At 41.8% G+C, this 6367-nt stretch carries 5 protein-coding genes and 1 pseudogene; all 6 read left to right on the forward strand.

The window, feature by feature from the left end; translation table 11 throughout:
- Nucleotides 1-684: hypothetical protein (locus ACFINH_RS08785; protein WP_375632723.1), on the forward strand; the 684-nt coding region annotated here is incomplete at its 5' end.
- A 1-nt stretch (nucleotide 685) separates the two neighbouring features.
- Entirely contained in the window at nucleotides 686-2143 is a 1458-nt protein-coding gene (locus ACFINH_RS08790; RefSeq protein ID WP_375632725.1) for a hypothetical protein, read from the forward strand.
- Nucleotides 2143-2568: a hypothetical protein gene (locus ACFINH_RS08795; protein WP_375632727.1), complete on the forward strand. Its 426-nt coding sequence runs from the start codon at nucleotides 2143-2145 to the stop codon at nucleotides 2566-2568. The genes ACFINH_RS08790 and ACFINH_RS08795 overlap by 1 nt, the downstream gene beginning before the upstream one ends.
- A 1-nt stretch (nucleotide 2569) precedes the next feature.
- Nucleotides 2570-3493: a hypothetical protein gene (locus ACFINH_RS08800; RefSeq protein ID WP_375632729.1), complete on the forward strand. Its 924-nt coding sequence runs from the start codon at nucleotides 2570-2572 to the stop codon at nucleotides 3491-3493.
- A gap of 40 nt (nucleotides 3494-3533) precedes the next feature.
- Nucleotides 3534-4988 (forward strand): hypothetical protein, encoded by a 1455-nt coding sequence (locus ACFINH_RS08805; protein ID WP_375632731.1) that lies wholly within the window; start codon nucleotides 3534-3536, stop codon nucleotides 4986-4988.
- A pseudogene (locus ACFINH_RS08810) lies at nucleotides 4989-6367 on the forward strand (hypothetical protein); the annotation flags it as partial.

Below are 6367 nucleotides of genomic sequence, written 5' to 3' on the forward strand. Positions count from 1 at the left end.
AAAACCGGAGGACCGATACCAGTAAAGCGAGATGTTTATCGTCATAAGAGAACACTTTCGCACTTAGTGTCGGTTATTCAAGATGAGATTGATGACATAGCCGATGAGTATGTTCAACAAATCCAAGAAAGCATTTTTGCAGCTATTCGTTTTTGTGAACGGGAGACCTTTTACTTTAACGAAAGCCGTGATGTGGTGTTTGAGACACGGGCGGGACAAGGTGTTTATGATGCAAGCACTACCCGCCCTATTGAAACAGCTGTTAAAATAAAAAACGTTTATCTAAGCTCTGATCAACATCATAAGTTTGCATTGGAGTGTAAGGACCATGTTTCTTTAGAGCCTTTGTTATCATCAGAGCAGCAAGGAACGCCGGTTTGTTACAGTTATTTTGATAGGAAATTACATCTTTATCCCACGCCGGATAAAGCCTATCAGATTCAACTCATTCTCTCTCCATTGCGTTTATCAGAGATAGAGAGTGTTGATGAGGAGCATCCATGGTTTGTGCACGCGTTTGATTTGATTAAAGCGCGTGCAAAATATGAACTGTACAAGAATATTCTTAAAGAACCCGATTGTGCAGCCGCTGCTTACAATGACTTTAACGAACAGTTGCATGAATTGCGTGCAGAGACGTCCAAACGTCATAACGTCACTCGAATAATTCCGACGGATTTCTAATATGGTTTATTTTCCAATCGCTGATTACAGACCAGATGTTTCGGTCGTCAACGGTAGCTTTACGGATACGCTTGTGAATGTTTTACCGGCTGATGGCTGTTATATTCCGATGCCTAATGCAGTGGTAGTGTCTCATGCTTTAGAAGAAAAGCCGTTGGGGTACATAGCCTTTAGAAGTGGCAATGGTGTTAAGATAATCGTAGGAGGAGCCAAAAAGCTTTACAGTTATGATAGTCAAACGCAGGGTTGGAAAGACATAAGTCAAAGTGGTGTGACCTATCAAGCAAATGAAGAGAATAAATGGTCGTTTGCATTATTTGGTGAAACTATTATTGCGGTGAATAAAAATGATAAACCACAAGTCTTTAATACTCATAGCTCTGAACGGTTTGAAGATTTAGGAGGCAATCCCCCGAAAGCAGGATTGGTGAAGGTTTGGGGTGATTTTGTTTGTTTGATGCAATTAACAGATCATCCCAATCGCATCCATTGGTCGGGTTTGAATGATGCAACTCATTGGACGGTAGGTGATAAAGATTGTTATTATCATAATTTTAATGATGGAGAATATGTTCAAGGGGCAACGGAATCGAGCAATCCCCTCGTTTTTTTGCGTTCTGCTATTTATGCTGGTTGTTTTACGCTAGGCTCTAAAGTCCCCTTTATTTTTCAAAAGCTTCAAGACAAGCGTGGATCCCGCAGTGCAGCCTCTATAGCGTGTCGTGGGAGTGATGCTTTTTTTGCTGGTGATGGTGGCTTTTATCAGATCAGTGCTGATGGTCAACTTTTGCCGATAGGCTTTGAGAAGGTTGATAGAACGGTTTTTAAAACCTTTGATAAGTTTGCTCTTGATGAGATGCAAGGGGTTATAGATCCCATTGATAACCGGATTTACTGGTCCTTAAAAAGAGGTAATAACGAGCAAACGACCTTTGTCTATGATTGGGGATTGCAGAAATGGTCGACGCTACAGGGAAAACCTTTCACGTTGTTTCCAGTATTTACGACAGGTTATACTTTAGAACAGTTAGATGAGATCTCAATCAATCTTGAGACATTACCGGCTTCTTTAGACAGCCCTCGTTGGCAAAGTGGCGCCCCAATGCTTGGTGCTTTTGATGATGAAAATAGACTTGTTATGTTTACGGGAGCACCGATGGAGGCAACGGTTGTTTCGCAAGAAATGGGGGCACCGGATGGAAGTTTTAACTTTATCACAAAAATGTTTGCCGAAGTTGATACGACGGAAGGTCTTTTAAGCATTGGAGAACGTCGGCTTCGCAATAATCAGACACCGATCACATGGCACAAGGAGAGGGTGTGTTCGTATGTCACGGGTGCTTATCATGGTCGTTCGCGCAATCGTTATCACCGCTTTAAATTGCGCATTCCTGAAGGCATTCATTGGAACCATATTACGGGATTTAATGTGGATTTACGTCCTTTAGGCAGAGGGTAATGGCAAAAGTCTTTTTGACCACGTCTTGGGATATGGAGCGTATAGCCCCTTATCTTGAAGAAATCATTGCATCTTTTAGAGAGTATGTAGAGCGTTTCAAACATGAAATCACGTTGCAGGAACTGATTGAAGCGATTTGCAGTGGCAAGAAACAGTTATGGCTTGTTTTGGATGACGACGAGCGCTTTTTAGCGGCATTCACGACCCAGATACAGCAGACAGTTTTAGGAAAGAAGCGCGCACTGATTTGTGAATGTAGTGGGAAGGGCGTTCTTGATCAAGTTGATAATTTGAAATTTGTAGAGGATTGGGCGCGTGAGAATGGTGCTTCTGAAATGGAGATCTTGGGTCGTTTAGGTTGGAAGCGTGCACTAACCAAGCAAGGCTATAGCATAGGTATGCTTTATTATAGGAAGGAATTGTGACATGGGGAGCAGTAGACCAGCAACGACAGAACAGAAGCAGGTGCAGACAAGCGCCCCTCCTGCTTGGATGCAGAATGTCTTTAAGCGTGGGGGTGCAGATGCGTATAACATGTATGACACAGGGATTGGGGGTAATGTGTATGGAGGACCTCGTGTTGCGCCGTTAAGTGCTCAAACCACCCAAGCCATAGGTGGTCTTGGGAGTGTCCCTCATCATTATCAAAATCGCTCTTTGATGAATACAATCTATAATCCAACGTCGGCAGCCATGAATCTTAGACATATGGCTTCTGGTGGTATGATGGGAGAAAATTCGTATTTCAAACGAGCACTTCAAGAAGCGTTAGATGACTCAGACACTCAAATTAACAGATATTTCTCAGGGATTGGTCGTTATGCAACTCCTGATCACAGAGAGGAAGTGCGGAAAGGAAGAGATTCTATATACGCTCGTGCTATGTTAGAGCAATTTAATCGTGATGCGGATCGCATGATGCAAGCCAATGCCATGATAGACCAAGCCAATCAAAATCAATTGGGCGCCTCAAATAACTTCTTACAGGGTTATGGGAATGCCTATTCCAATGCCATACAAGGGGGAGGTGTGCTTGATGCCCACAATCAACGCCTTGTTGATGCCAATAGAGAACGTTGGCTGGAACAAGACAATAGCGGCTGGAATAGGTTGAATATGCTTATGAACGCCGGTCATGGTTTTGCAAGGAATTACGGCACGACAACGAATAATCATACAATCTCTAAGATAGAGGGCAATAATCCGTGGAAAAATGTAGGGACTATAGGTTCTTTAGCACTTCAAGCAGCACCGATGGCTTTTGGTTACATGGCAGGTGGTCCAATGGGAGCAGCGTTGGCAGGAGGAGCATCCAAGTTTTTTTTAGATCACATGAATAAGAAACAATAGCTGTATAATCATTAAACGATAATTTTAAAAGGATAGCGTGATGGCATTTCCATTATTATTTCCATTAGCTGGGGCAGCTTTTATGGCAGCGAGAGCTGCGCCTCATATTTTTAGATATATTGCTCCCAAAGCGGTTACAGGGGCGAATAGATTGGGACAATTAATAACAAAGAACCCCGTGGGGAATTTCATAACAAAGTACCCCAAAACCTCTCTATTTATGACTGGAATGTCAGGTATTGAAAGTATGATGACACCAGAGAAAGCACAAGCCCCATCCAACCCCTATTTACAGAATAGTCTGAATCCATATGGACCATTTATGCCCTATACGGCTCCTAAAGCGGAAATGCCTCTTGGATTTGATCAACATCCACCCATGCCAAATGCACTAGAGAGTACTCCACAAGAACTAAAACCTCATATTAATGAACAAACGCAACCATTAGCACCCGCTTCCCCAACACCGACTCCTGAACTGACAGATGCAGAGAAATTTTTACAGTCCAATACTTATAAGTTTTTTCAATCAGATGCGTATCAGAAGCTCAAAGATCTTTTTGCAGGTATGGCAGAATCTTCATCAGACGGTTCTGGGTGGGATGCGCTTGCAAGTGGTGTGAAGCATCTTAATGAAGGTGATAAACGAAGAGAACAAGTCAATCAAACCGTCGAATACCTAAAATCTAAAGGTTACAGCGAAGAAGAAGCTGCTATCATGGCACGTAATCCGCAAATGCTTAGTGCGATGCTAACAGGTGGTGATAAACCTCAGTTAGATAAAGGTTATGAATGGGATCCCAATTCACAACTAGGTGAACGTAGAGCGAGACCGGTTAAGGGGTCGATGCAGGAACTTGAGTATAATCAGAAAAAACGAGACATAGAAGAGTGGGAAATAGGTAAGAGAAACACTGCTGCTGTAGCAGCAAAAGAAATTAATCATATTGTGGATACAGTTAACAATGCTCTTCAAATTATAGAGAAGAATCCCAAAAAGGCTGCTGGTAAGGTCGGTGCTTTTGCTCAGATTTTCCCCGATACTGCTGCAAAAACATTAAAAAATAAATTAAAAACGCTTGAAGGTGGTGTCTTTGTTCGAGTGATTGAAGCAATCAAAAAGCAAAGTGACGGCGGGAAATTAGGCGTTGGACCGTTATCTAATGAAGAAAGCAGGCGCATAGTAGCATCTTATGGTACTATGGACATTAGCGATAAACCAGAAGAACTATATAAAACGCTCTTAAAAATCAAAGATATGTTTGATCTTTTTAAAAAACTGAATGATGAGGAAATTTATAGGTTGTCAAATGGAATGGAAGTAAGACCGCGTCTAAAGTATTCTGCTCAATATGCTAATCAGTCGATGTCACAAGGAGGTAGTGCAAACTTGCCAACTACAATTAGCAGAGCAAATATTAAAAAACTTGCTATTGGAGATAAAGCAACCGTTCATGATGGTAAAGATTTGTATGAAATTATTAGGGATAGTTAAATGGTTCAGCATAATAATACTCATCAAGATTTTCCAGATTTTGGTACTGGAATAAGAATTATACGCCGTATCCCTAAACATGAATACGAAAAATCGGTAGAGGAACCATTTCCAGATTTTGGTACTGGAATAAGAGTTATACGTCGTATCCCTAAAGATGAATACGAAACATCATCCCAACATCCCGAAATAAGTAGCAGTGAAGCCTTTTGGAATTCTTTAAAGCATGGTTTGAGTTTTAATTTAGATGATGAGATTGCGGGGATTACAGCGGCAGGACGTGATTCTGATGATGAGTTGGCAATAAAGGCTTTTGCGAAGGGGCTTTACAACTATTGGACTGGAGATAAGAAAACCATAGAAAAATATGAGAAAGAAGCCAATAGAATACGTGATTATTATCGTAGGATGAGTGATCAACATTATTGGACTTCTTTTGCTGGAAATGCTTTAGGGTCGGCAATTCCTTCACTTGCGACTTTAGGGGGAGGATTATTAGCCTCAGGAGCACGCTTTGTAGCGCCTACACTTGCAAGGAATGTGGCGGGGTCAAAATTAGGTCAAGCCTTTTTGAAAGCAGGTCAGTTACCCCCAAGTCGATTTGCAAGTCCATTTTTAGGCATCACGAACAAAACAACATTGCCGCATTTGCTTAAAGTAGGGGCGGCATCTGGTGCATTACATGGAGCGGGAGAAGGTGAAGGACTTGGTAATACACTTACAAGTACGTTATCTGGTGCAGGTTTAGGAGCGGGTGGGGCATTGGCTGGAAGTGCTTTAGCTCATTTAGCTGGTTATCCGGTAAGCGGAATACGAAGACTTTTTTCTCCTTCTCATAAGGAAGGTGTTGCAACAGACACGTTAAGAGCAATCAGTAAACATTTAGGTAAGGAGGCGTCTGAAGAGCTAGGAGAATCTTTTAAAAAAGCAGTTCCTACCGATTACGTAGCTGATCATAGTCCTTTTTTACAGGATCTTGTTTTTGATATCGCGAAAAGAAATCAAGGAGCTTATCTTGATTTGACTAAAAGAGCTGGGCAGAGAGCGCTGGGAGGAGGGGAGCGTATTCATCAGGCGGCTGATAAATACTTTGTTCCTCGTCAAAATGTTACAGGTTTAAAAGATGATCTTATCGCGATTAGGAAAGCAGAACCACATACTCTTTACGAAATAGCTCAAAAAACACCAATAGGAGAACAGCATTATGGTGCTCTTAATGAATTAATGAAGCGTCCATACTTCAAACAGGCTTATAAAGGAGGGCTACAGGAATTCACGAGTGGTGGCAAAGAAGTCAGTTCGTTTTCTTCTGAAAAATTTAATCTCCTTAAAGAAAAGCCCAACATGGGTGTTCTCCATGAAACGAAGGTTAAACTTGG

It is taken from the genome of Bartonella sp. AA74HLJMH, assembly GCF_042197045.1.
Taxonomy (GTDB): Bacteria; Pseudomonadota; Alphaproteobacteria; order Rhizobiales; family Rhizobiaceae; genus Bartonella.

Excerpts from the sequence above, each read along its gene's own strand:
- ACFINH_RS08790 (WP_375632725.1), top strand. The coding sequence starts at position 686 with ATGGTTTATTTTCCAATCGCTGATTACAGACCAGATGTTTCGGTCGTC.
- ACFINH_RS08795 (WP_375632727.1), top strand. The coding sequence starts at position 2,143 with ATGGCAAAAGTCTTTTTGACCACGTCTTGGGATATGGAGCGTATAGCC.
- ACFINH_RS08800 (WP_375632729.1), top strand. The coding sequence starts at position 2,570 with ATGGGGAGCAGTAGACCAGCAACGACAGAACAGAAGCAGGTGCAGACA.
- ACFINH_RS08805 (WP_375632731.1), top strand. The coding sequence starts at position 3,534 with ATGGCATTTCCATTATTATTTCCATTAGCTGGGGCAGCTTTTATGGCA.